General features: G+C 70.7%; 4 protein-coding genes. All 4 read right to left on the minus strand.

Annotation, left to right across the window (positions count from 1 at the left end):
• Nucleotides 1–2 precede the first annotated feature (2 nt).
• The 4 genes from P3T34_RS03670 to P3T34_RS03685 all read right to left on the minus strand — a co-directional run bounded on the left by P3T34_RS03670 (nt 3) and on the right by P3T34_RS03685 (nt 24,017).
• Complete coding sequence (locus P3T34_RS03670) at nt 3–1,337, minus strand: UDP-glucose/GDP-mannose dehydrogenase family protein (RefSeq protein WP_280664516.1); 1,335 nt, start codon at nt 1,335–1,337, stop codon at nt 3–5.
• Nucleotides 1,338–1,442: 105 nt separating this feature from the next.
• Nucleotides 1,443–1,901 (minus strand): hypothetical protein, encoded by a 459-nt coding sequence (locus P3T34_RS03675; protein ID WP_280664517.1) that lies wholly within the window; start codon nt 1,899–1,901, stop codon nt 1,443–1,445.
• Between the two features lie 105 nt (nt 1,902–2,006).
• Complete coding sequence (locus P3T34_RS03680) at nt 2,007–3,023, minus strand: hypothetical protein (protein ID WP_280664518.1); 1,017 nt, start codon at nt 3,021–3,023, stop codon at nt 2,007–2,009.
• Nucleotides 3,024–3,599: 576 nt separating this feature from the next.
• Nucleotides 3,600–24,017 carry a non-ribosomal peptide synthetase gene (locus P3T34_RS03685; RefSeq protein WP_280664519.1) on the minus strand — a complete coding sequence of 6,806 codons (20,418 nt, stop codon included), beginning with the start codon at nt 24,015–24,017 and terminating at the stop codon, nt 3,600–3,602.
• Nucleotides 24,018–24,380: the final 363 nt, after the last annotated feature.

The raw sequence follows: 24,380 nt of genomic DNA on the forward strand, positions 1-24,380 counted from the left end.
AGCTATTCGACGGGGTGTCTCGTGGGGCGTCCGAGCTGCCAGACCTGCCAGCCGGCGCGCTGCCACACCTCGGTGTCGACGGCGTTGCGCACATCGATGACCACCCGTCGTGCCGCCAGCAGCGCCGCCGCGGCCGGGAGTTCGGGGTCCTTGGTGAACTGGGGCCACTCGGTACCGATCACGACCGCCTGTGCGCCCCGGATCGCGTCCAGCGCCGAGGTGGCGTGGACGAACTCGGGGTGACTCCTGGCGAGGGCCTCGCCGGCCTGAGGGTCGTAGACCACCGGCAAGGCGCCGCGACGGTGCAGCAGCTCGGCCAGGTTCAGCGCCGGGGAGTCGCGCAGGTCGTCGGTGCCGGCCTTGAAGGACGCGCCGAGGACGGCGATCCGCCGACCGGCAAGGGTGCCGTCGCACGCCCGGGCCACCAGGTCGGCGGCCTGGACCGGGCGGGCGCGGTTCACCGCGTCGACGGCCTCAAGCAGCTGGTGGGCGTTGCGGGCACCCAGTTCGCCGATGCGGTGGGTGAAGGCCCGCACGTCCTTGGGCAGGCAGCCGCCGCCGTATCCGATGCCGGGCCGCATGCCGCCATGGCCGATCCGGGCGTCCACGCCCAGCGCGTAGGCGAGCGTGTTGACGTCGGCCCCGGTCAGGGCACACACGTCGCTCATCGCATTGATGTAGGAGATCTTCATCGCGAGGAAGGAGTTCGCCGCAGACTTGATCATCTCGGCCGTCTGCGGATCGGTGACGATCAGTTCGACACCGCCGGCCAGGATCGGCGCGTACACCTCGCGCACGGTGCGCTCGGCCCGCTCGGAGGTGAGACCGATGACGATGCGGTCCGGGGTCAGGGTGTCCTCGATCGCGTGGCCCTCGCGAAGGAACTCCGGGTTCCAGGAGACCTCGGCGGTGCCGGCCGGTGCCAGGCGCTGAAAGACCTCGGTGATCTTGGCGACGGTGCCGACCGTGACCGTGGACTTGCCGATGATCAGACTGGGTCGCGTCAGGTGCGGCGCCAGGGCCTGGCAGGCGGCGATCAGCTGGCTCATGTCGTAGCCCTGTCCGCCCTGGGCGAGGGGGGTTCCGACGGCGAGAAAGTGGACGTCCGCGAACTCGGCGGCCTCGCGGATGTCCTCGGTGAACCTCAGCCGCCCACCGGCGACATGGCGGGCGAGGAGCCCGTCCAGGCCCTCCTCGTAGAACCACGCCTTTCCGGTGGCGAGCTGGGCGGCCTTGGCCGGGTCCAGCTCGACGCCGACCACCTCGTGGCCGAGTTCCGCCATGGCGGCGGCGTGCGGGGCCCCCAGATGCCCGCAGCCGATGACTGATACGCGCATCTGCTTTCCCTGTCTGGTCGCAGTCCTGGTCGCAGTCCTGGTGCTGGTCCGCCGTTCAGCTCACGACGTCTACGGGACGCTATCCCTGCACCCGACCCGCTGCGGCTACGACACCACGACGGTGACCTGCCAGGTCTTCCCGGCCGCGGTACCGCTGCTCAACCGGGCTTCGCCCGCCCTCGTGCCCTGGAAGATCCCCGGGGTGACGCCGATGGGAGCGGTGAGCATCCCGGCACCGGCGTCGGTCAGCACGGGCGGGCTGGAGCTGACCACGGCGCTCCAGCGGCCTGCTGACGTCGGATCGCCCGACGGCGGGGTGAGGAAGACGGCGAGCCGACTGCCGAGTGGCAGGCAGAAGACGCCGGAGTCGGCCTCGGTGAGCGTGCCGGCCATGCCCGGCAGCACTGCCTCGGGTGGCTGGCGGCATGCCGCGGCCGCCTGTGCGGCGGGGTGGGCCGACGCCGTCGTCGCCGCCCTCGCCGTCGTCGCCGTCGTCGCCGTCTTCGCCGTCTTCGCCGTCGAGCAGCCTGCGGCGGCGAGCACGACGATCAGGGCCGACAGCATCACGCGACCGCGTCGCGCCGTGCGTGGTGACACACGCGTCCTTCCAAGTGGGGGCGGGGAACGCGATGGCGCGCCGCGGGAGCGGCGCGCCATCCTGACGGATCGTCAGTGCTGGTTGGTGGCACTGGTGTAGGAGCTGACGCAGCCTCCGGCACCACCGTTGAAGTTGTTGCTCCAGAGCGACTGCACGGCGTACTTGGCGCCGTTCATGGTGATGATCGACGAGGCGCCCTGGCCGCTGGCGACCCAGGCGCACTTGTCCCCGGTCTCGGAGCCCGTGCTGTCGACCCAACCGCTGCTCGGCGCGGGGTCGGTGAGGGTCTCGGCGTACTCGTGGCCGCCGACGATGGTGACGCCCTCGGTCGCCCCGTTGACACCGCTGCTGCCGGTGGCCACGAAGTTGGCGCCGCAGCCGGTGCCGGCGTCGGAGACGTACGGCATGTTGGTGTACGGGAGATCCTTGCCGCTGCTGGTGCTGGTGTGGTCGTGCCAGGCGCAGTACTGGGTCCCGAAGCCCGACGGGACGACGCCGTGCGCCGCGTCCACGATGATCTGGACGTTGTCGCCGGAGACCCCGAAGTGCGCGGCGGCCTTGGCCGCTTCGGCGGCTATCGCCGTCTGGCCGGGCTTGGCCGGGGCCTTGATCGAGCTGTCCAGCCAGGTGCCCGCCACCGGGTTCGAGGAGGGGTGGCCCACCGCGGTGCCCGCGCCGTTGCACTGGGTGGTGCCGACGGCCACGCCCTGGCAGTACTGCGTCTGGGAGTTGGACCAGCTGTCGCCGGTGCCGTACGCGTGCTGGAAGAACGAGAGCTGGAGCGCGGCCTCGCCCGAGGGGTCGTTGGTGACCGTGGAGCCGGTGCCCCACTGGTTCCCCCAGTACACGATGTAGACCTTCTGGTTGGTGACGATGTTGCCGCCGCCGTAGGCCAGGTTGTTGCCGGTGGCGGCCGGGGCCGCGGACCGGGTGTGCAGGGCGTGGCCGGCGGTCTCCGGGACCTGGGCGCCCGCCGGGGCGGCGGCGAGCAGCGCGGCGGCGGCCAGCGCGGCGGCCGATACGACGGCGAGGCCGGTCGTCTTCGCGGAGGTGCGCCGGGTGGGGGCGTGCAGAATCGAGCGCAGCAAGGTAATGCCCTTCGATGTGGGTGGTCGACGGGGCGTGCGACGGCGCGGCCGATGCTCGCAGGGGTACTGCGGGCAGGGGGCGGCCGGGCCGTGGTGGCGCGGAACCTGTGGGGGGATGGACCCGGCCGATTGCGGATCGCGGCGAGCGTAGCCAGCTGGCGGAACGCGGTCAAGCAAGTCAACTCAGATGAATTTCAGAGGGACTGACGGGTTTCGGGCCGCACGAAAAAAATTCTTCGGAAAGGTGTGACACAACCGGGGACGTCGACGCTGAACGACACGAGACGAGCCTCGACCGACCGATCCCGTCGGATCGCCCGCGACGACGCCGAGCACCTGCTCGCCGTTGCCACGGACGGTACGAAGGGCGGTCGAGGCTCCCTCGCCGACCTGCTCGCCGCCGCAGCCGCCCTGGGCTCGGCGTACGAACCGGTCGGCAGCGGCAAGGCCTCCCGTGGGGTCGACGGGATTTCCCGGTCCCGTCGACCCCGCGGCGCACCGCGTGCTCCCGGTCCGGCTGGGGTCGGCCGGACCGGGAGAGGCCGCCGACCCGCCGGTGACCTGCTACAGCATGTGCTACGCGTCCACCAGGCCAGGCGCCGGTGCGGTGGCGGGCGGCAGATAGCCCGTGCGGGCGAACCAGGCGAGCTGGCGGTCCAGCAGGGCGCCGGCCACCGGCGGGCAGCTGATCCCGGCGGCGGCCAGCTTCGCGGCCGTACCGCCCGAGTCGAAGCGGGTCACCGCGGTGTCCGCTCCGGAGGCTGCCTCGCCGACCACGCCCAGCAGCGGGGAGGCGACATTGCCGGGGTCGGCGGCGACCAGCGCGCTCCACTCGCCGAGCGGCAGCGGACGCAGGGGGTAACCGGCCGCGCGCAACTGCTCCACGACAGCGCCCATCCGCAGCGGGTGCGGGCTGGTGTAGTGGAGCGGCCCGGTGTCGCCGTCCGCCGGCAGGCGCCTCGACAGGGCCACCACCGCGGCGGCGACGTAGTCGACCGGGATCAGGTCGAGCGGGACGTCGGCGGCCTCCGGCACCGCTCCCGCCTGCACGCAGCCCTTGACGAACCGCCAGATGGCGTCGTCCGTCTGGCAGGCACCGGTCGAGGCGGCCCCGCTGATCCGGCCGGGCCGGTGGCACGCGGTGGCCAGCCCGCGGCGGGCGGCCTCCAGCACCAGCTGCTCGGCGACCCACTTGCTGCGCGGATAGCCCTGGCGCAGCCGCTCCGAGGGGCCGGTCGGGCTCTCCTCGGTGATCACCCGCTCGCCCGGGCCGCCGGGGGCGAAGACCCCGATGGTGGAGATGTGGTGGACCGCCGCGCGGCCGGACCGTGCGGCCAGCCGCAGGATCTCCTCGGTGCCGGCCACATTGGCGGGCCGCAGCTCCGGGTAGGGCTGGGTCACATTGACGGCGGCCCCACTGTGGTAGACCGCGTCCGTCCGGGCGGCCAGCTCGTCGAAGTGCCGGTCCGTCAGCCCGAACCGGGGCAGGGCGAGGTCGCCGGCGACCGCGACGGTCCTGGCGGCCAGCTGCGGGCTCCACAGTTCGTACCGCTCCAGCACCGAGCGCAGCCGCTGCTCGGCCGCCTGGTCGGAACCGGCCCGGACCAGGCAGTCCACGGTCGCGTCGGTGCTGCGGATCAGCTCCGCCAGCAGGTACGCGCCCAGGAAGCCGGTGGCGCCGGTCAGCAGGACCCGGCGCAGCGGTCCCGCGTGAACGGTGAAACCGACGCCGGTGATGTCCTCGGCGAGCCGCAGGTCGGCGGGATCGACGTCGGTGTCCAGCACGGCTTGCGCGCCGCCTTGGCAGCGGTCCACCGCGGCGGCCAGCCCGGCGACCGTCGGGTACTCGAAGAGGGCCTTCAGGGGCAGCTCGACCGCGAACTCGGTGCGCAGCGCGAAGACCAGCTGGGTGGCGAGCAGCGAGTGGCCGCCGAGGTCGAAGAAGTTGTCCTCGACGCCGACGCGGTCCACGTCCCGCTGCAGGATCTCGGCCCAGACGCGCGCGGTGCGCTGCTCGGTGGCGTTGCGCGGCGCGATCCGCTGGGCGCCCACGAGCGCGTTGCGGTCCGGCGCGGGCAGGGCACGGTGGTCGAGCTTGCCGTTCGGCGTCAGTGGCACCCGGTCGATGGCCACGAAGGCGCTCGGGACCATGTACGCGGGCAGCTCGGCCGCCAGCGCGGCACGCAACTCGGCGGCCTCCGGCGCGCTTTCGCCGTCGGCCACCACGTAGGCGGCCAGCGTCCTGTCGCCGGGGACGTCCTCGCGGGCGATCACCACGGCGTCGCGGACCTGCGGCAGGCGGCGCAACCTGCTCTGGATCTCGCCGAGTTCGATGCGGTAGCCGCGGATCTTCACCTGGGTGTCGATCCGGCCGAGGAACTCCAGCGTCCCGTCCGGCAGCAGTCGGGCCAGGTCGCCGGTGCGGTAGAGCCGGGCGCCGGGCTCGCCGTACGGGTCCGGCACGAAGCGCTCGGCGGTCAGGTCCGGGCGGCCGCGGTAGCCGCGGGCGACGGCCGGTCCGCCGATGTAGATCTCGCCGGGCACCCCGACCGGCACGAGGTTGCCGCGCCGGTCGAGCACGTGGATCTTCTGGTCGCCCAGCGGAGTACCGATGATGCTCGCCAGCGGGCGGCCCAGATCCTGCTCGCCGAGCTCGTGCCGCAGCGAGTACACGCTGGTCTCGGTGATGCCGTACATGTTCAGCAGGGCGGGCTGCTCCAGGCCCAGGCGCCGTACCCAGGGGAGGAGTTCGGACACGTCGAGGCGCTCGCCGGCGAACACCACGGCGCGCAGCGAGAGCCGTGCCAGGCGGTCGCCCTCGTCATTGGCCTCGTCATTGGCCTCGTTCTCGTCCTCGTCATTGGCCAGGGCGGCCAGGCCGCGGAACGCGGTGGGGGTCTGGCACAGCACGGTGATCCGCTCGGCGACCAGCACGTCGAGGAAGTCCTCGGGCGAGCGGGCGATCTCGGGTGCGATCACCACCAGGCGGCCGCCGTGCAGCAGCGCACCCCACATCTCCCAGACCGACACGTCGAAGGCGTAGGAGTGGAACATCGCCCAGATGTCCGACTCGCGGAAGGTGAACTCCCGCTCGGAGGTGCGGAACAGGCGCATCACGTTGGCGTGGGTGAGCGCGGCGCCCTTGGGCGTGCCGGTCGAGCCGGAGGTGTACAGCACATAGGCCAGGTTGGCCGGAGAGGTCCAGTTCACCGGGTCGGTGGACGGCTGCGCGGCAATCGCCGAGCGGTCCGACTCGCGGTCCAGGACCACGAGTTCGCCGTCGCAGAACTCGGCGAGCTCGGCGGCGTGGCCGGAAGTGGTCAGCACGACAGGCGCGTTGGTGTCGGCGAGGATCAGCGCAAGACGGCCCATCGGGTTGGCCGGGTCCAACGAGACGTACGCCGCACCGGACTTGAGAACACCGAGCAGCGCGGGCAGCAGGTCCGGTCCGCGGTCCAGGCAGAGCCCGACCAGCGTCTCCGGCCCGGCACCCAGGGCGCGCAGATGGTGCGCGATCCGGTTGGCCCTCTCATTCAGTTGACGGTACGTCAGCTGGTTCCTCCCGGCGACCACGGCGATGGCATCCGGCGTGGCCAACGCCCGTTGCTGGAAGGCCTCGTGGACGGTCAGCTCAACCGGCTGCGGCTGGCGGGTGCCGCTGCCGGCGAGCAGGACGCGGGCCTGCTCGGCGGCCGGCAGGACGCCGCCGGCTGCGGAGCCGTACGGGTCGGCGGCCATGCACTCCAGCACGCGGCGGTACATCCCGCACAGCCGCTCGGCGTAGTCATGGGACAGCGTATCGGTGGCGCCGAAGACGCTGAGCCCGTCGGTCGCACCGGAGACGTGCAGTTGGAACTCGTTGGCACCGTCGACCATGCTGGCTCCGATGTCGACCCGGTCGGTGTCCACATGGTGGAAGTCCGTGTAGTCGAACATCACCGAGATCAGCCGCTGCGCGCTGCCGGTGTCCCGCTGGATCGCGGGCAGCGGGTACCGGCGGTGGCTCCACGCGTCGACCTCGCGGGCGTAGGTGTCCTGCACCAGCTGGAGCCAGGTGCGGGCGGAGCCGGAGCCGGTGGTGCAGCCGGTGGTGAAGCCGATCGGCAGGGTGTTCAGGTGCATACCCATGACGCGCTCGGCGCCGGGCACTTCGAGTCGGCCGTGGGTCACCAGGCCGGTGTGGAAGGACTCCTCGGGAGTGAGGGCGCTCAGCACCGTGAGGTGGGCCGCGAGCAGGACGGTCTTGAGGGAGGCGCCGGCCCGGGTGGCCAGGGAGCGCAGCTGCTCGTCCAGGTCGCCGAACTCTACGCGGCGGCGGTATCGCTCGACCGGGCCGTCCTGGTCGCCCCAGATCTCCGGGAGGGTGAACGGGACGTGGGAGTCGGTGACGCTCCGCCAGTACTCTCGCTCCTCGGTACTGTCCAGGGAGTCGAGCTCGGCGGCGACGTAGTCGGCGTAGCGGACAGCGGGGGCGTCGTAGACGGGCAGCGGCTCACCGTCCCGGATGGCCTGGTAGGCGTCCAGGATCTCCATGAGCATGGAGTGGTAGCTCCAGCCCTCGGTGATCGCGTGATTCTGGGTGAAGGTCAACCGCCAGGCCTGGTCCGACTCCAGGTGAACGCTGGCGCGGACCAGCGGCGCGACGGCCGGGTCGAACAGTTCGGCCAGCTGCTGCGCGGCGAAGTCGGCGCGGGCCCGGTCCAGTTGATCGGCATCCAGACCGCGCAGGTCATGGAGGGCGAGTGGCATCTCGACGACGTGGTGGACGAGCTGGAGCGGCTGGAGGTAGCCCATCAGGTGCAGGGAGCTGCGCAGGATGTCGTGGCGGGCGACGACGATCCGAAGCGCCTCGCGCAGGGCGTCGGGCGCGAAGGGCTTCGGGTCCGGGATCCGGAAGGAGTTGAGGTGGTGGTAGCCGCCGCGCTCGGTGTCCGCGAGCATCTCGACGAGCATGCCGGTCTGGATCTGGGAGAGCGGGTAGGCGTCGTCGATGCCGGCCGGCAGGGCCGCTCGGTCCTCGGGGCTGATCAGGGTGAACGGCTCGACGCTGCGGAAGGGCTGCATCTCGGCGTCGCCGGCGGTGCTGTTGGCGGCCAGGGCGGCGATCGTGCGGTGCTGGAAGATGTCGCGGATGGTGAGGTTGTGCCCGCTCTCGCGCAGGGCGCCGGTGAGGCGGACGGCGCGGATCGAGTCGCCGCCGAGGTCGAAGAAGCTGTCGGCGGTGCTGATCGTGTCGGGGTCCAGGCCCAGGACGTCTGCCCAGGCGGCGGCGAAGAGCTTCTCGGTGTCGGTGGTGGGGGCGACGTGCTCGGCGCTGGCGTAGGCGTCGTGGCCGGGGAGCGGGAGGGCCTTGGTGTCGAGCTTGCCGTTGTTGGTGAGGGGGATGCGGTCGATGGTGAGGAAGGCGCTGGGGATCATGTAGTCGGGCAGGACGGCGGCGAGGTCCTCGCGCACGGTGTCGGGGGTGGTGTCGGGGGTGGTGCCGACGAGGTAGGCGAGGAGGGTGTTGTCGCGGGCGATGACGACCGCGTCCTCGACGCCGTCGAGGTGGCGGAGCTGGCTGGTGATCTCGCCGAGTTCGATGCGGTAGCCGTTGATCTTGACCTGGGTGTCGATGCGGCCCAGGAACTCCAGGCTGCCGTCGGCGAGGCGGCGGGCGAGGTCGCCGGTGCGGTAGAGGCGAGATCCGGCGGGGCCGTAGGGGTTGGGGATGAACTTCTCGGCCGTCAGGTCGGGACGGTTCAGGTAGCCGCGGGTGACGCCGGCGCCGGAGATGTGCACCTCGCCGGGGACCCCGACGGGCGCGAGGGCGCCGAAGGCGTCCAGGACGTGCATCGCCGTGTTGGGGATCGGCTCACCGAGCGGGATCGTGCTCAGCTCGCTCGTGGCGACCTGGCCGGAGTTGCCGACGGTGATCTCCGTCGGACCGTACTCCGTCGCCAGGACCGTCTCCGTGCCCGCGAGCCGGCGCCAGCGCTCGGCGAGATCGGTGGTGAACGTGTCACCGGCCGCGATCACCTGCCCGGCCAGCGTGGACGCCTGCTCGGCGGACAGCTGGTGGGTGAGCAGCTCCAGGTGGGCGGGGGTGAGCTTGATGAAGCTGTACGGCGCCCCGGCGGCAAGCGCGGCGCCGAGGTCGGCGGTGTCCAGGTCGTGCGCCAGCAGGTGCACCGGCTGACCGGTCACCAGCGGGGTGAAGATGTTCGGGATGCCGAGGTCGAAGGTGATCGGCGAGAACAGCGGCGCACCACCGGGAGCCGTCGCGTAGGTCGCGGCGGTGAAGGCCAGGTAGTTCGCCAGGCCCTCGTGGTGGGCCAGCACACCCTTCGGCGTACCGGTCGAGCCCGAGGTGTAGATGACGTAGGCGACGTCCAGCGGGTGGATCGACCGCTTGGGCGCGGTCGCCTCCGAGCCGTCGACGGTGTCCAGCAGCACCAGCCGCGCCCCCGTCTCGGGCAGCGTCGACGCCAGCGCGGAGGTCGTCAGGACGACCTGCGCGGCGGTGTCGGTCAGGATGTGCGTCAGCCGCTCGGCCGGGAGCTTCGGGTCCAGCGGCAGATACGCCGCCCCCGCCTTCCACGCCGCCAGCAGACCCGCCACCATGTCCGTCGAGCGCTCCAGGTAGATGCCGACCGGACCGTTCACGCCCAGCGACGCGAGCTCACGGGCGATCCGGTTGGCCCGCCCGTCGAGCTCCCGGTAGCTCATCCGCTGCTCACCGAAGACCACCGCGACGGCCGCCGGAGTCACCGCGACCTGACCCTCGAACCGGTCGATCACCAGGTCCGCCACCGGCCGCTCCACAGCCGTACCGAGCGCCAGCAGGCGGGCCTGCTCGTCCGCCGGGATGGCGCTGGCGGTGGCGTCGCCCTCGGCGTCGGCGGCCATCGCCGCCAGCACCGTGCGGTACATCGCCGCCAGGCGGGTCGCCGCCTCACGGGTGAGCACATCGGTGCCGGTGGCAAGGGAGATGCGGCCGCCGATGGCGGACACGTTCAGCGCGAACTCGTTGGGTGCCGCGTGGAATTCGGCCTCCACGTCGACCTGGTCACCGTCCATCTGGTGGAAGTCCAGGTATTCGAAGATCACGCTGATCAACCGCTCTGCCCCGGCCGCGCGCTGCACGGACGGCAGTGGGTAGCGGCGGTGGCCCCAGATCTCCGTCTCACGAGCGAATGTCTGCTCGACCAGCTCCCGCCAAGTGCGCGGAATGGTACTGCACTTGAACGCAACGGGCAGGGTGTTCAGGTGCATGCCCAGAACACCTTCAGCTCCCGGTGCCTCCAGGCGGCCGTGCACCACCAGGCCGGTGTGGAAGGCGTCGTCGGTGGTGACGGCGCTCATCACCTTCAGGTGGGCGGCCAGGAACACGCTCTTGAGCGAGGCCCCTGCCCGGGCGGCCAGCGCGCGGAGGTCGTCCTCGATGTCGGAGTACCGGACTTCGGCGCGGTGGGCCTCGCGTGGCTTGTCCGCATCGGCCCACGCCTGCGGCAGGGTGATCGGTGTGTGGGTGTCGGTGATCTGCTGCCAGTAGGCCCGGTCCTCGGGGCTGTCCAGGGACTCCAACTCGGCGGCGATGTAGTCGGCGTAGCGGACGGCGGGGGCATCGTAGGCGGGCAGCGGCTCACCGTCGCGGATGGCGCGGTAGGCGGCGAGGAGCTCCATCGTGAGGCTGTGCATGGACCAGCCCTCGGTGACGGCGTGGCAGTGCGTGAAGCTCAGCCGCCAGGCGTCGTCGGCCTCGACGTATGCGCTGATGCGCAGCAGCGGAGCCGTGGCGATGTCGAATCCGGCGGCGCGTTCGTCGGCGAGGACCTTGAGTCCGAACTCCAGCTGACCCTGCTCGTCCAGATGACGCAGGTCCTGCGTGGTGATCGGGATGTCGACGGTGGTGTGGACAAGCTGCAACGGCTGGGAGTAGTCGGTCAGATGGGTGGAGGTGCGCAGGATGTCGTGGCGGGCGACGACCGCGTCGGCGGCCCGGCGCAGCGCGTCGGGTGAGAAGGGCTTCGGGTCGGGGATCCGGTAGAAGCTGACGTCCAGGTAGTTGCGCTTCTCCTCGTCGGCCAGCATCTCGACGAGCATGCCGGTCTGGATCTGGGAGAGCGGGTAGGCGTCGTCGATGCCGGCCGGCAGGGCCGCTCGGTCCTCGGGGCTGATCAGGGTGAACGGCTCGACGCTGCGGAACGGCTGGATAGCTGCTCCGGCCACCGTGTTGGCGGCCAGCGCGGCGATCGTGCGATGGGCGAAGATGTCGCGGATGGTGAGGTCATAGCCGTGCTCGCGCAGCGCACCGGCCAGGCGGACGGCCCTGATCGAGTCGCCGCCGAGGTCGAAGAAGCTGTCGGCGGTGCTGATCGTCTCCACGTCCAGGCCCAGGACGTCGGCCCACACCTGCGCGTACTGGCGCTCGGTGGCCGTACGCGGGGCCGCGCGTCCCGTGCCCGCCAGCGCGTCGCGGCCGGGGGTGGGGAGAGCCTTGGTGTCGAGCTTGCCGTTGTTGGTGAGGGGGATGCGGTCGAGGGTGAGGAAGGCGTTCGGGATCATGTAGTCGGGCAGGACGGCGGCGAGGTCCTCGCGCACGGTGTCGGGGGTGGTGCCGATGAGGTAGGCGAGGAGGGTGTTGTCGCGGGCGATGACGACCGCGTCCTCGACGCCGTCCAGGTGGCGGAGCTGGTTGGTGATCTCGCCGAGCTCGATGCGGTAGCCGTTGATCTTGACCTGGGTGTCGATGCGGCCCAGGAACTCCAGGCTGCCGTCGGCGAGGCGGCGGGCGAGGTCGCCGGTGCGGTAGAGCCGGCTACCGGCGGGGCCGTAGGGGTTGGGGATGAACTTCTTGGCCGTCAGGTCGGGACGGTTCAGGTAGCCGCGCGTCACACCGGCACCGGAGATGTGCACCTCGCCAGGGACCCCGACCGGCGCGAGAGCGCCGAAGGCGTCCAGGACGTGCATCGCCGTGTTGGGGATCGGCTCACCCAGCGGGATCGTGCTCAGCTCGCTGGTCGCGACCTGGCCGGAGTTGCCGACGGTGATCTCCGTCGGACCGTACTCCGTCGCCAGGACCGTCTCTGTGCCGGCCAGGGTGCGCCAGCGCTCGGCCAGTTCGGTGGTGAACGTGTCACCGGCCGCGATCACCTGCCCGGCCAGCGTGGACGCCTGCTCGGCGGACAGCTGGTGGGTGAGCAGCTCCAGGTGGGCGGGGGTGAGCTTGATGAAGCTGTACGGCGCGCGGGCACTGAGCGCCTGCGCGAGGTCGGCGGTGTCCAGGTCGTGCGCCAGCAGGTGCACCGGCTGACCGGTGACCAGCGGGGTGAAGATGTTCGGGATCCCGAGGTCGAAGGTGATCGGGGAGAAGAGCGGCGCACCGCCGGGGGTGGTCGCGTAGGTGGCCTTGGTGAAGGCCAGGTAGTTGGCCAGGCCGCCGTGGTGGGCCATCACGCCCTTGGGTGTGCCGGTCGAGCCGGAGGTGTAGATGATGTAGGCCAGGTTGTCCGGCTGGGTGCTGCGGGCCGGGGTGGTGGTGGCCGGGTGGGTGTCGAGGGGCTCGTCCAGCAGGACCAGTCGACCCTGGAACACCCCTGCCAGCAGGCCGAGTTGGCCGGTGGTGGTGATCACCAGCGGAGCGGCGGTGTCGGCCAGGATGTGCGCCAGCCGCTCGGCGGGCAGCTTCGGGTCCAGCGGCAGGTACGGGGATCCGGCCTTCCAGGCCGCGAGCAGGCCCGCGATGAGGTCCGTGGAGCGGGTGAGCAGGACACCGACCGGGATGTCCGGGCCGGCGCCCAGCGCCAGCAGCTGGTGGGCGATGGCGTTGGCCCGCTCGTCCAGCTCGGCGTAGGTGAGCTCCTGGTCCCCGAAGGTGACCGCGATCGCACCTGGCGTCGCCGCCGCCTGCGCCTCGAACTGGTCCAGCGTCAGCGGCTGTTCGGCCGCCGAGGGGGCGGTTCCCAGAGCCAGCAGAGCGGTTTCCTCGGCGGCCGGGACGGCGCCGTCGAGGGCCGAACCCTCCGGGTCGGCGGCCATCGCCTCCAGCACCGTGCGGTACATCGCCGCCAGCCGCTGCGCACTCTCGTGAGTGAGGGTGCGGGTGGTAGCGGTGAGGTGGATGCCGCCGTTCTGGGCGATGGCGTTGAGTGCGAACTCGTTGACCGCGCCGCCGATCGTGCCCGCCCGGTCGATCTTGCCGTCGTCGACCTGGTGGAAGTCCAGGTAGTCGAACAGGACGGTGATCAGTCGCTCCGCACCCGAGGCGCGCTGGATGGCCGGCAGCGGGTGGCGCCGGTGACCCCAGATCTCCGTCTCACGGGCGAACACCTGCCGCACGGTCTCGACCCAGGTCGTCGCCGACCCGGCCCTGAAGGCGATCGGCAGGGTGTTCAAGTGCATGCCCAACACGTGCTCGGCGCCCGGAACTTCGAGCCGGCCGTGGGTCACCAGACCGGTGTGGAAGGCGCTCTCGGTAGTGAGCGAGCTCAGCACCGTCAGGTGCGCCGCCAGCAGGACGGTCTTGAGCGAAGCGCCCGCCCGCCGTGCCAGCGCGCGCAGCCCGTCCTCCAGATCCCCGTACTCGGCCGTGACCCGGAGCGGATCGGCCCCCTCGTCGCTCCCCCAAGCCTGCGGCAGGACGAACGGCGTGTGGCCATCGGTGATCCCCTTCCAGTAGGACCGGTCCTCCTCGCTCTCCAGCGACACCAACTCCGCTGCCACGAAGTCCGCGTAGCGCACGCCCGCAGTCTCGTGGGCAGGCAGCTCTGCGCCGTCCCGGATGGCCCGGTAGGCGGTCAGCAGCTCCATGGTCAGGGAGTTGAGGCTCCAGCCCTCGGTGATCGCGTGGCTCTGGGTCAGGGTGAGGCGCCAGGCGGCGTCGGACTCCAGGTGCACGGTCACCCGCAGCAGCGGGGCCGAGGCCATGTCCAGCCCGCGGGCGCGCTCGGCACCGGCCCAGGCGAGCTCGCTCTCACGCTGGGTGGCCTCGTCCATCCCGCGCAGGTCGTGGACCGCGACGGGGACGTCCACCTCGGCGTGCACCAGCTGGAGTGGCTCGCTGTAGCCGTCGAGGTGCATCGAGGTGCGCAGGATGTCGTGACGCTGCACGACGGCCCGCAGCGCGGCCTCCAGCGCGGCCGGCGAGAACGCCTGGTCGTCGGGGATCCGGAAGGAGTTGATGTTGATGTAGGTACCGCGCTCGGCGCTGGTCAGCATCTCGACGAGCATGCCGGTCTGCACCTGGGAGAGCGGGTAGGCGTCGACCACACCGGTCGGCAGCGCCGCCCGGTCCGTGGCATCGATCAACTCGAACGGCGCCACCGGCACGAACGCCGTGGCTCCCGAGCCCGGCACCGCGCAGAGGGCGAGCCGCGCGATGGTGCGGTGCTCGAAGATGTCGCGGATGGTCAGTACATGGCCCAACTCGCGCAGCGCACCGGTCAGTCGGACGGCGCGGATCGAGTCGCCGCCGAGGTCGAAGAAGCTGTCGTGGACGCTGACCTGCTCGGCGTCCATGCGCAGCACCTCGGCCCAGGCGCGGGCGATGTCCTGCTCGACCGGCGTACGCGGCGCGACCAGCTGGGTGCTCGCCAGCGCCTTCCGGTCGGGGGCGGGCAGAGCGCGGGCGTCGAGCTTGCCGTTGCTGGTCAGCGGGATGCGGTCGATGGCGACGAACGCGCCGGGGACCATGTAGTCGGGCAGCGCGGCCGCGAGGTGGGCGCGCAGCTCGATCGGGTCGAGCGCCGCGTCGTCGGCGAGGACCACGTAGGCGGCGAGGGTCTTGTCGCCGGGGATGTCCTCGCGGGCGATGACGGCGGCGTCGCGGACCGAGGTGTGGGTGCGCAGCTGGTTGGTGATTTCGCCCAGTTCGATGCGGTAGCCGCGGATCTTGACCTGGGTGTCGATGCGTCCCAGGCATTCCAGGCTGCCGTCCTCCAGGCGGCGGGCGAGGTCGCCGGAGCGGTAGAGGCGGGCTCCGGGCGGGCCGAAGGGGTCGGGGACGAAGCGCTCGGCCGTCAGCTCGGGGCGGCCCAGGTAGCCGCGGGCCACGCCGGCGCCGCCGACGTAGATCTCTCCGGGCACGCCGACCGGCACCAAGTTTCCCTGCTCGTCCAGGAGGTGGATCGCCAGGTCGGAGAGCGGGCGGCCGACGAAGCTGCGGTTGGGCTGGGCCAGGTCCAGCTCGCCCAGCTCGTGGTACGTCGAGTGGACGGTGGTCTCGGTGATGCCGTACATGTTCACCAGCACCGGGCCCGACAGGCCCAGCCGGTCCGTCCAGGGCAGCAGGTCCCCGGTCTCCAGCCGCTCACCGGCGAACACCACTGCCCGCAGGCCCAGTTCGTCGATCCGCGGGTCCCCCGCCGCCGCCAGCGCCGTCAGCGAACGGAACGCGGTGGGCGTCTGGCACAGCACCGAAACCCGCTCCGCGACCAGCAGGTCCAGGAACTCATCCGGCGAGCGCAGCGTGTCGAACGACGCCACCACCAGACGGCCGCCGTGCAGCAGCGCACCCCACATCTCCCACACCGACACGTCGAAGGCGTAGGAGTGGAACAGCGTCCATACGTCGTCGGACGAGAAGGTGAAGTCGTGGTCGGCGGAAAGCAGGAGCCGCAGCACGTTCGCGTGGCTGAGCGCCACGCCCTTGGGGCGGCCCGTGGAACCCGAGGTGTAGATGACGTAGATCAGGTTCTCCGGCGATGCCACAGGCACCGGGTTGACCGACGGGCGGCTCGCGATCACAGCGGCATCCGCATCCAGCAGCACCCGCGTCCCCGCGTAGTCCGCCGGCACACTCTCCAGCCCCGACATCGTCACCAGCAGCGACGCACCCGCATCCTCCAGGATGTAACCCAACCGCTCCACCGGGTTCGCCGGGTCCAACGGCAAGTACGCCGCACCCGACTTCAGCACACCCAGCAACGCTGGCAGCAGATCCAACCCGCGCTCCAGCGAAACACCCACCAACCGGTCAGGACCCGCACCCAGTTCACGCAAGTGGTGCGCGATCCGGTTCGCCCGCTCGTTCAACTCCCGGTACGACAGCTCCACACCCTCGAACACCACCGCAACCGCATCCGGCGTCCGGGCGGCCCGCGCCTCGAAGACCTCATGCACGCAACGCTCCACCGGCTCCGGAACCACCGGGTTCCACTCCCCCGCCAGCCGCTCAACCTCCACCGCCGGCACCACACCACACGTCGCATCGCCGTGCACATCAGCAGCCATCGACTCCAGCGCCTGGCGGTACATGCCCGCCAGGCGCTCGGCGTTGACCCGGCTGACGACGCTGGTGGCACCGATGATGTTGACGGCGTCGGGGGTCCCCGAGATGTGCAGTTCGAACTCGGTGGCGCCGTCGATCAGCGTCGCCCGGACGTCGACCTTGTCGGTGTCCACGTGGTGGAAGTCGATGAAGTCGAACATGACCGGGATCAGCCGCTGCTGGCTGCCGGTGTCGCGCTGGATGGCGGGCAGCGGGTACCGGCGGGTGCCCCACGCCTCGAGCTCGCGGGCGTAGGTGTTCTGCACCAGCTGAACCCAGGTGCGCGCGGAGCCGGTGGTGAAGCCGATCGGCAGGGTGTTGAGGTGCATGCCCAGGACCTTTTCGGCGCCCGGGACTTCGAGTCGGCCGTGGGTCACCAGGCCGGTGTGGAAGGCGGTCTCGGTGGTGAGCGAGCTCAGCACCTTGAGGTGCGCCGCGAGCAGCACGGTCTTCAGCGAGGCGCCGGCCTGGGTGGCCAGGGCGCGCAGGCCGTCCTCGATGTCCGTGAAGCGGACGGGGACGCGGTAGCGCTCGGCCGGGCTGTCCTGGTCGCCCCAGGTCTCCGGGACGGTGAACGGGACGTGGGCGTCGGTGACGCCCTTCCAGTACGCCCGGTCCTCGGCGCTGTCCAACGACTCCAACTCGGCCGCGATGTAGTCGGCGTAGCGCACGACCGGCGCGTCGTAGGCGGGCTGCTGCTCGCCGTCGCGGACGGCGCGGTACGCGTCCAGGATCTCCATCAGCATGGAGTTGTAGCTCCAGCCCTCGGTGATCGCGTGGCTCTGGGTGAAGGTCAGCCGCCAGGCCCGCTCCGACTCCAGGTGAACGCTGGCACGCACCAGTGGCGCGACCGCCGGGTCGAAGAGGTCGGCCCGCTGCTGGTCGGCGAACTCGGCACCGGCCCGGTCGCGGGCCTCGGCGTCCATCCCACGCAGGTCGTGCACTGTCAGCGGCATCTCCACCGAGCTGTGCACGATCTGCAGCGGGCGGGAGAAGCCGTCCAGGTGCATCGAGGTGCGCAGGATGTCGTGCCGCTGCACGACCACCCGCAGCGCCTCCCGCAGGGCCTCGGCCGAGAACGGCTCCTCGTCCGGGATCCGGAAGGAGTTGAGGTTGTGGTAGCTACGCCGCTCGGCGCTGGTCAGCGTCTCGACGAGCATCCCGGTCTGCACCTGGGATAGCGGGTAGGCGTCGACCACACCGGCCGGCAGCGCCGCCCGGTCCTCCGCGCCGATCAGTGCGAACGGCGCCACCGGCACAAACGCCTCACCCGCAAACCCGGCGTTGGCAGCAAGCCGGGCGATCGTCCGATACTCGAAGACATCCCGAATCGAGACGCCATAGCCCGCCTCACGCAACGCCCCCGCCAGCGCAACCGCGCGGATCGAGTCGCCACCCAGGTCGAAGAAGCTGTCGTGGACACCGATCCCGTCCAGTTCCAGCCCCAGAACATCGGCCCATGCCCCGGCCATCGCCACCTCGACCACCGTACGCGGCGCAACGTGCCCACCACCGGCAAAGGCATCACGACCAGGAGCAGGCAACGCACGGACGTCCAACTTGCCATTGGCGGTCAGCGGAATCCGCTCAATCGCCACAAAGGCGCCGGGAACCATGTACTCCGGCAGAGAGCCTGCCAGATGTGCGCGCAACTCGGCCGGCTCCAGCACCGCCCCGCCATCGAGCACCACATACGCGGCCAGCGACCGGTGCCCCGGAGAGTCCTCACGGGCGATCACCGCCGCATCCCGTACCGAGGCGTGGGTGCGCAACTGGTTGGTGATCTCGCCGAGTTCGATGCGGTAGCCGCGAATCTTGACCTGCGTGTCGATACGACCCAGAAACTCCAGGCTGCCGTCCTCCAGACGACGAGCCAGGTCACCCGAGCGGTAGAGCCGCGAGCCGGCCGGGCCGAACGGGTCCGGCACGAAACGCTCCGCCGTCAGTTCAGGACGGCCCAGGTAGCCGCGCGCCACACCGGCGCCGCCGACGTAGATCTCGCCGGGCACGCCGACCGGCACCAAGTTCCCTCGCGCATCGAGCAGATGGACGGCCAGGTCCGAGAGCGGTCGGCCGATCCGGCTGCGGGCAGAGCCGGCCGGGTCGATGGCGCCATGCTCCTGGTAGGTCGAGTGGACAGTGGTCTCGGTGATGCCGTACATGTTCGACAGCACCGGCGCGTTCACAGTGTGGCGGTCGAACCATGGACGCAGCCGCAGCGGGTCGAGGGCCTCGCCGCCGAAGACGACATGGCGCAGGGCGAGTGCATCGGGCGCCAGGTCGCTGTCCCGGTCGGCGTCGATCAGCTGGTAGAACGCGGACGGCGTCTGGTTGAGGACGGTGACCTGCTCGCGCACCAGCAGATCGAGGAAGGCGGCAGGCGAGCGGCTGACCGTGTGGGGGACGACCACCAGGCGGCCGCCGAGCAGCAGCGGTCCCCAGATCTCCCAGACCGAGAAATCGAACGCGTAGGAGTGGAACAGCGTCCACACATCTCCGGCACCGAACCCGAACTGGCCCTCGGTAGAGGCGAACAGGCGCAGCACGTTCGCATGACTCAGACCCACGCCCTTGGGCTTGCCCGTGGACCCCGAGGTGTAGATGACATAGATCAGGTTCTCGGGTGACCCCACCAGGACCGGGTTCTCACTCGACCGCTCGGCGATCGCAGCCGCGTCCGCATCCAGCAGGACCCGCGTCCCCGCGAACCGCTCCGGCACGCTCTCCACCGCCGACGTCGTCACCAGCAGCGAAGCACCCGCATCCTCCAGGATGTAACCCAGCCGATCCGCCGGGTTCGCCGGGTCCAACGGCAGATACGCCGCGCCCGACTTGAGCACACCCAGCAGCGCCGGCAGCAGATCAAGACCGCGCTCCAGCGAAACACCCACCAACTGGTCCGGACCCGCTCCCAGTTCACGCAGGTGATGCGCGATCCGGTTCGCCCGCCCGTTCAACTCCCGGTACGTCAGCTCCACGCCCTCGAACACGACCGCAACCGCATCCGGCGTCCGCTCAACCTGCGCCTCGAAGGCCTGGTGCACGCATCCGTCCACCGGCACAGCGACCACCGGGTTCCACTCCCCCACCAGGCGCGCGGCCTCCCCCGCCGGCACCACACCACCCGTGGCATCACCGTGCACATCAGCGGCCATCGACTCCAGCACCTGGCGGAACATGCCCGCCAGCCGCTCGGCTGCTTCGCGGGTGAGGGTGCGGGTGGTGGCGGTGAGGTGGATGCGGCCGTTCTGGGCGATGGCGTTCAGGGCGAACTCGTTGAGGGCGCCGCCGATGGTACCGGTGGTGTCGATCTTGTCAGCATCGACCTGGTGGAAGTCGTGGTAGTCGAACAGAACGGTGATCAGCCGGTCCGCTCCCGCCGCGCGCTGAATGGCGGGCAGGGGGTGGCGCCGGTGGCCCCAGATGGCGGTCTCACTGGCGTAGGTCTGCTCGACCAGCTCAAGCCAGGTGGTGGCGGTGTGCCGGAAGGGGATCGGCAGGGTGTTGAGATGCATGCCCAACACCCGTTCTGCACCAGGGACTTCGAGTCGTCCGTGAGTGACCAGGCCGGCGTGGAAGGCGGTTTCGGTGGTGAGCGCGCTCATCACCTTGAGGTGCGCCGCAAGCAGCACGGTCTTCAGCGAGGCGCCGGCCCGGCTCGCCAGAGCGCGCAGCTGCTCCTCAAGATCCGCGAGGACGGCTTCCACTCGCAGCGTCTCGGCCGGTGCCTCGGTCACAGTGCCGGCCCAGGCCTCGGGGAGGGTGAGCGGGGCGTGCTGGTCGGTGATGTTCTTCCAGAACTCCTGGTCATCGGCGCTCTCCAGGGACTCCGACTCGGCGGCGATGAAGTCCGCGTACCGGACGGCGAGTTCCGGGTACTCGGGCGGCGCGACGCCGTCCCGGATCGCGCGGTAGGCGTCCAGCAGTTCCATGGTGAGGGAGTTGAGGCTCCAGCCCTCGGTGATCGCGTGGCTCTGGGTCAGAGTGAGGCGCCAGGCGGCGTCGGACTCCACGTGCACGCTCACTCGCAGCAGCGGCGCCGCGGCGACATCGAACAGCTCAGCCCGCTGCGCGGTGACGAACTCCAACTGCGCCTGCCGGACGTCCTCCTCGCCCATCCCGCACAGGTCGTGCACAGTGACCGGGACGTCGACGTCGGCATGCACCAGCTGCAACGGCTGTGTGTAGCCCTCCAGGTGCATCGAGGTGCGCAGGATGTCGTGCCGCTGTACGACCACCCGCAGCGCCTCCCGCAGCGCGGCCGGCGAGAACGCCTGCTCGTCCGGGATCCGGAACGAGTTGATGTTGATGTAGGTGCCGCGCTCGGCGCTGGTCAGCGTCTCGACCAGCATGCCGGTCTGCACCTGCGAGAGCGGGTAGGCGTCGACCACGTCAACCGGCAGCGCCTCCCGGTCCTCCGCGCCGATCAGTGCGAACGGCGCGACCGGCACGAATGCCTCACCCGCGAACCCGGCATTGGCAGCAAGCCTGGCGATCGTCCGATACTCGAAGACATCCCGAATGGAGACGCCATAGCCCGCCTCACGCAACGCACCGGTCAACGCCACCGCGCGGATCGAGTCGCCACCCAGGTCGAAGAAGCTGTCGTGGACACCCACCCGGTCGACGTCCATCCGCAGCACCTCGGCCCACGCCGCAGCCATCGCCAACTCGACTGCCGTACGCGGCGCGACGTGAGCCACCGTGACGTACGCGCTCCGGCCCGGGGCGGGCAGAGCACGGGCGTCGAGCTTGCCGTTGCTGGTCAGCGGGATGCGGTCGATGGCGACGAACGCGCTCGGAACCATGTAGCTCGGCAGCGCGGCCGACAGGTGGGCGCGCAGCTCGGCGGGTTCCAGGGAGGTGTCTTCGGTGGTGACGATGTAGGCGGCGAGGGTCTTGTCGCCGGGGACGTCCTCGCGGGCGATGACGGCGGCGTCGCGGACCGAGGTGTGGGTGTGCAGCTGGTTGGTGATCTCGCCCAGTTCGATGCGGTAGCCGCGGATCTTGACCTGGGTGTCGATGCGGCCCAGGCATTCCAGGCTGCCGTCCTCCAGGCGGCGGGCCAGGTCGCCGGAGCGGTAGAGGCGGGCTCCAGGCGGGCCGAAGGGGTCCGGGACGAAGCGCTCGGCCGTCAGCTCGGGGCGGCCCAGGTAGCCGCGGGCCACGCCGGCGCCGCCGACGTAGATCTCCCCGGGCACGCCGACCGGCACCAGGTTGCCCTGCTCATCCAGCAGGTGGATCGCCAGGTCGGAGAGCGGACGGCCGACGAAGCTGCGGTTGGGCTGGGCCAGGTCCAGCTCGCCCAGCTCGTGGTACGTCGAGTGGACGGTCGTCTCGGTGATGCCGTACATGTTCACCAGCACCGGACCCGACAGGCCCAACCGGTCCGTCCACGGCAGCAGGTCCCCGGTCTCCAGCCGCTCACCGGCGAACACCACCGCCCGCAGGCCCAGTTCATCGATCCGCGGGTCCCCCGCTGCCGCCAGCGCCGTCAGCGAACGGAACGCCGTCGGCGTCTGGCACAGCACCGAAACCCGCTCCGCGACCAACAGGTCCAAGAACTCATCCGGCGAGCGCAGCGTGTCGAACGACGCCACCACCAGACGGCCACCGTTCAGCAGCGCACCCCACATCTCCCACACCGACACGTCGAACGCGTAGGAATGGAACAGCGTCCACACGTCCTCGGACGAGAACGCCAGATTGTGATCAGCGGAACGCAGCAGCCGCAGCACGTTCGCGTGGCTCAACGCCACACCCTTGGGCCGACCCGTCGAACCCGAGGTGTAGATCACGTAGATCAGGTTCTCCGGCGACCCCACGACCGCCGGGTTCTCGCTCGACCGCTCGGCGATCGCAGCCGCGTCCGCATCCAGCAGGACCCGCGTCCCCGCGTAGTCGGCCGGAACGCTCTCCAGCCCCGACATCGTCACCAGCAGCGAAGCGCCCGCATCCTCCAGGATGTAACCCAACCGCTCCACCGGGTTGGCCGGGTCCAGCGGCAGGTAGGCCGCACCGGACTTGAGCACACCCAGCAGCGCCGGCAGCAGGTCAAGACCGCGCTCCAGCGAAACACCCACCAACCGGTCCGGCCCCGCACCCAGTTCACGCAAGTGGTGCGCGATCCGGTTCGCGCGCTCGTTCAGCTCGCGGTAGGTCAGCTCAACGCCCTCGAAGACGACCGCGACCGCATCCGGTGTCCGCTCAGCCTGCGCCTCGAAGACCTCGTGCACGCAACGCTCCACCGGCTCCGGAACCACCGGGTTCCACTCCCCCATCAGCCGCGCAACCTCCACCGCTGGCAGCATCCGCAGGGACGAGAGCCGAGCCTGCGGCCGGACGGTGACCGACTCCAGGAGCTGCAGGATGTGCCCGGCCATCCGCTCAACAGTTGCACGGTCGAACAGCGAGGTTGCAAAGCCCAGTCGGGCGTGCATCGCTCCCTCGGCGGCGTGTGTGACGTTCAGCGTGAGGTCGAACTTGGCGATCCGGTCCTCGGCCAGCGACTCCAGTTCCAGGCCGTGCAGGTCGAAGGCCGACTCGCGGTCCTCGTGCAGGACGAAGTCGACCTGAAAGACCGGCGTGCGGGACAGGTCGCGCTGCGGCTGCAGCTCGTCCACCAGACGGGCAAACGGGACGGACTGGTGGTCGAGGGCGTCCAGCACCGTGCCGGCGGAGGACTTCAGCAGCTCCGCGAAGGCCGGGTCTCCGCTCCAACGTCCACGGATTGCCAGGGTGTTGATGCCGTAACCGATGATCTGCTGCAACTCGGGACGGTTGCGCGCCGAGACGGTGACGCCGACCGTGATGTCGCTGGAGCCGGCGTGGCGACCGAGCATCAGCTGGTAGACGGTGAGCAGGAAGGTGAACGGCGTGGTGCCCTGCTCGGCGCTCAACTCGCGTACCCGGTCAGCCAGCTGGGCCGGGATCGCGAACGGGACGGAGTCGCCCGCCCAGCTGCGGACCGCCGGGCGCGGCCGGTCGGTTGACAGATCCAGCGGCATGACGGCGTCCAACTTGTCACGCCAGTAGGAGAGTTCGCGCTCCAAGGTGTCACCGGCGAGGTGCTTGCGCTGCCAGGCGGCGTAGTCCGCGTACTGCAGCGCGAGCGGCTCAGCCGTCATGGGCCCGCCGGTCACGGCACTCCGATAGAAACCACCCAGCTCACCTGCGAAGACCCGCATCGACCAGGCGTCGCAGGCGATGTGGTGGAAGACCACGGCGAGGACGTGCTCAGTGGCGCTGAGGCGGACCAGGGTGGCCCGGACCGGCCACTCCTGCTCAAGGTCGAACGGCTTGGCGATCTCCAACTCGACCGCCTCGCGCCACCGGGCGTCCAGCGCCTCGGCCGGGACGACGGTCAGGTCCACCACCGGCAACCCGGCCGGCCGAGGCGCGTCGACCACCTGGGCCGGCTCACCCCCGACCAGGAGGTAGCGGGTGCGCAGGATCTCGTGGCGCTCCACGATCTGCTCCCAAGCACTCTCCAGCGCAGCGGAGTTCAGCTCACCCGCCAGGCGCAGCACCAACGGCACCCCGTACTCGGTGGACTCCGGGTCCATCCGGTTGAGGAACCACATCTGCTGCTGGCCGAAGGAGAGCGGCAGCGGCGCGGTGCGGTCCGCGCGGCCGATCCCCTTGCGACGTCCGCCGCCCTGTCCGCCGGCCAGGCGGCGGCGGAGCAGCTCGGCACGCAACGAGGTCGCGTCCTGCTGCTGGGCAACCGTGTCGCTGGTGTTCATGCCTGGAGCTCCTTAACGGGTTCGTCAGGTTGGTGGCGACAAGCGCCGCAGGCGCGGGCGAGCACGCCCGGCACGGCCGGCCGCGAGCAGTTCGCGAGCAGTTCGCGAGCAGTTCGCGAGCAGTTCGCGAGCAGCTCGCGAGCAGCTCGCGCGGAAAGCTTCTGCAGGCGGCCAGGGTTTTCGGTCCGCGGTCAAAACTCTGCAAAGAGTCTCTATGTACGATCTATATCGACCACGCCGCCGTACAGCGGCGACGCGGCTACGCGGGCGCGCGGGCCACCGCGGCCCAGGCGGCACCACTCGGCCAGCGTGCTGACGACGACAGCCACGCAGAAGCATTCGTCAGCGAAGTGACTCATCGGG

This window comes from Kitasatospora sp. MAP12-44 (genome assembly GCF_029892095.1).
Taxonomy (GTDB): Bacteria; Actinomycetota; Actinomycetes; order Streptomycetales; family Streptomycetaceae; genus Kitasatospora.